The organism is Roseovarius sp. MBR-6, from assembly GCF_040547525.1.
Classification (GTDB): Bacteria; Pseudomonadota; Alphaproteobacteria; order Rhodobacterales; family Rhodobacteraceae; genus Roseovarius.
Window position 1 is genome coordinate 1 of sequence record NZ_JBEPPW010000059.1, and the last position, 2,136, is coordinate 2,136.

Below are 2,136 nucleotides of genomic sequence, written 5' to 3' on the forward strand. Positions count from 1 at the left end.
AGCAGGTCGCCCTTGCAGGCGATGAAGGACTGGCACAAACTCAAGCCGCAGTTGTTCAGGAAGAAGCCATACTACCTTCCGGGATGTGACACCTACAAATGACGCAGTGGTCTGCGAAATCAACTGTGGACTCGGTACGAATGCCCTTCTTAAAGAGTATGTTATTTGCGATTCCGCCTTGGCAAGAGCAAACGACGATCCTGGATCAGATTGATGCTAGTCTGGCTCGCACCACTAAAATTTCTGAAGCAACGGAGCAGTCTGTCGGACGCCTCAAAGAATACCGATCCGCCCTGATCACCGCCGCTGTCACCGGCCAAATCGACGTGGCGACCTGGGGCAAGCAAGGTCAGCCCGACCGTCGCCTTGATGAGATCGAGGAGGCGATGCGGGCATGACCAAACTATGGATCGTCAGGGCAGGGGCACATGGGGAGCGGGAGCTAGCGGCTATCGACCAGAGCAAGCTGTTCCCTGGCTTTCTGGAAGTCGGCGATCTGAGCGCCTGCGCGGATCGGGATGCCGTGCTGATGCAGCTCCAAGAGGTGATGCCCGATCAGGGCAAGAACCGCCTGCGCAACTTCGCGGCTCAGCTCAACCAGTTCGTGAACCGGATCGAGATCGGCGACTATGTGGTGATGCCGCGCAAGGTCACCAATGGCGTGGCCATCGGGATCGTGACGGGCGGCTATCAGTTCGACGGTGACAGCGACTTCAAGCACGCGCGCACCGTCGAATGGAAGGAAGAGTCGCTGCCCCGCGACACCTTCAAGCAAGACCTGCGACACTCCTTCGGGGCGTTCATGACCATCTGCCAGATCAAGCGCAATTCCGCGCTTGAGCGGGTGCAGGCCGTCCTTGCGACCGGCACAGACCCTGGCGCGCTTCTGGGCAAGCAGGGGCAGGCACCGAAGCCCTTGCCCGTCAACGGCGCAGAGGACGATGAGACCGATGCCGAAGACTACCAGACCGACATCGAGGACATTGCCAACCAGCAGATCATCTCGCTGATCAAGTCCGAGTTCGCAGGCCATGCCCTGGCCGATCTGGTGGCCGAGATCATGCGCGTCGAAGGCTACACCACCAAAGTTTCCCCGCCCGGAGCCGATGGCGGCGTCGATATTCTGGCCGCAGGCGGCACGCTTGGCCTTGGCGAGGATCGCATCTGCGTGCAGGTGAAATCCGGTGACGGCGCGGCCAACCATGACGTAGTGCTGCGCCTGATCGGCTCAGTCTCGAACAGCCAAGCACAGACAGGGCTTTTGGTCAGCATCGGCGGCGTGAACGCCGTTGCCCAGAAGGAGCTGGACAGCAACTTCTTCAAGCTCCGCCTCTGGCAGATGCCCGACCTTCTGAAGGCGCTTTTCCGTACCTATGGCGAGCTCTCCGACGAGACCCGCGCCAAGCTGCCCTTGAAGCAGATTTGGGCTCCGATGACGGGAGGGGCGAGCTAATGGGACAGATACAGGAACACGCCGCCGAGTACGAGACCGTTCGCCGTCTTGCTGAAATGCTGACAAGCACGAAGGAAGACTACAAGGCGACGGAATCTTATGCGCTTTTCACCACCATCGTTTGCTGGGTTGTTCAGCGTGCGCGCACACCGGCTAATCAGAATGGCCCCGACGATGTGCAGGCACGAGAAGTAGGAATTGCCTTACAGGCGGCGCGGGTCAGTGACGCACCTTGGTTGGTGCAAGATTTACCCGAGATGACGGCATTTGATTTTTTCACCAGCATTCGCAACGCCGTTGCTCATGGTGACGGTCGTCAGATCAGGCCACTGAACGAGAATGGGTTTCTGACAGGTCAGATCGTTCCTATAGCTGGAAGGCGGCTTCGATTGCGGCGTGCTGACATGAACCGTCTCGGTTGTGCACTTGCAACCCTGTTTTGCAAAACAATGGCAGCATTTGAGCTGGAGGGTAATTTGCAAGAAGTGGCTGAACAATTTGAAGCAGCCGAGGCAATGCCATGACCGCAAGAGACCCCCTCCACCACCCATTATTCTGGGTGCCGGATACAGAATTTCAGAGATTTAATGCGTATTCCGGAACATCCGCCCACCCATTCCGACAACATGCGCCCACCTGTTCCGGGCTATCCGCCCACCGGTGACGCGTTGCCGTGAGGCAGC

At 58.6% G+C, this 2,136-nt stretch carries 3 protein-coding genes; all 3 read left to right on the top strand.

Annotated features, from left to right (window positions below; all coding sequences use genetic code 11):
• Window positions 1-98 precede the first annotated feature (98 nt).
• Genes ABIE57_RS20420 through ABIE57_RS20430 form a run of 3 tightly spaced genes read left to right on the top strand, consistent with a single transcriptional unit; the run spans window position 99 to window position 1,977 of the window.
• A complete protein-coding gene (locus ABIE57_RS20420) occupies window positions 99-398 on the top strand; it encodes a restriction endonuclease subunit S domain-containing protein (RefSeq protein ID WP_354540873.1) in 300 nt (99 codons plus the stop codon).
• A complete protein-coding gene (locus ABIE57_RS20425; RefSeq protein ID WP_354540874.1) occupies window positions 395-1,453 on the top strand; it encodes a restriction endonuclease in 1,059 nt (352 codons plus the stop codon). The genes ABIE57_RS20420 and ABIE57_RS20425 overlap by 4 nt, the downstream gene beginning before the upstream one ends.
• Window positions 1,453-1,977 (top strand): hypothetical protein, encoded by a 525-nt coding sequence (locus ABIE57_RS20430; RefSeq protein ID WP_354540875.1) that lies wholly within the window; start codon window positions 1,453-1,455, stop codon window positions 1,975-1,977. Before ABIE57_RS20425 ends, ABIE57_RS20430 begins: the two co-directional genes overlap by 1 nt.
• Window positions 1,978-2,136: the final 159 nt, after the last annotated feature.

What these genes read in the sequence shown, in the direction of transcription:
- ABIE57_RS20420 (WP_354540873.1), top strand. Translation starts at nt 99, where the DNA reads ATGACGCAGTGGTCTGCGAAATCAACTGTGGACTCGGTACGAATGCCC.
- ABIE57_RS20425 (WP_354540874.1), top strand. Translation starts at nt 395, where the DNA reads ATGACCAAACTATGGATCGTCAGGGCAGGGGCACATGGGGAGCGGGAG.
- ABIE57_RS20430 (WP_354540875.1), top strand. Translation starts at nt 1,453, where the DNA reads ATGGGACAGATACAGGAACACGCCGCCGAGTACGAGACCGTTCGCCGT.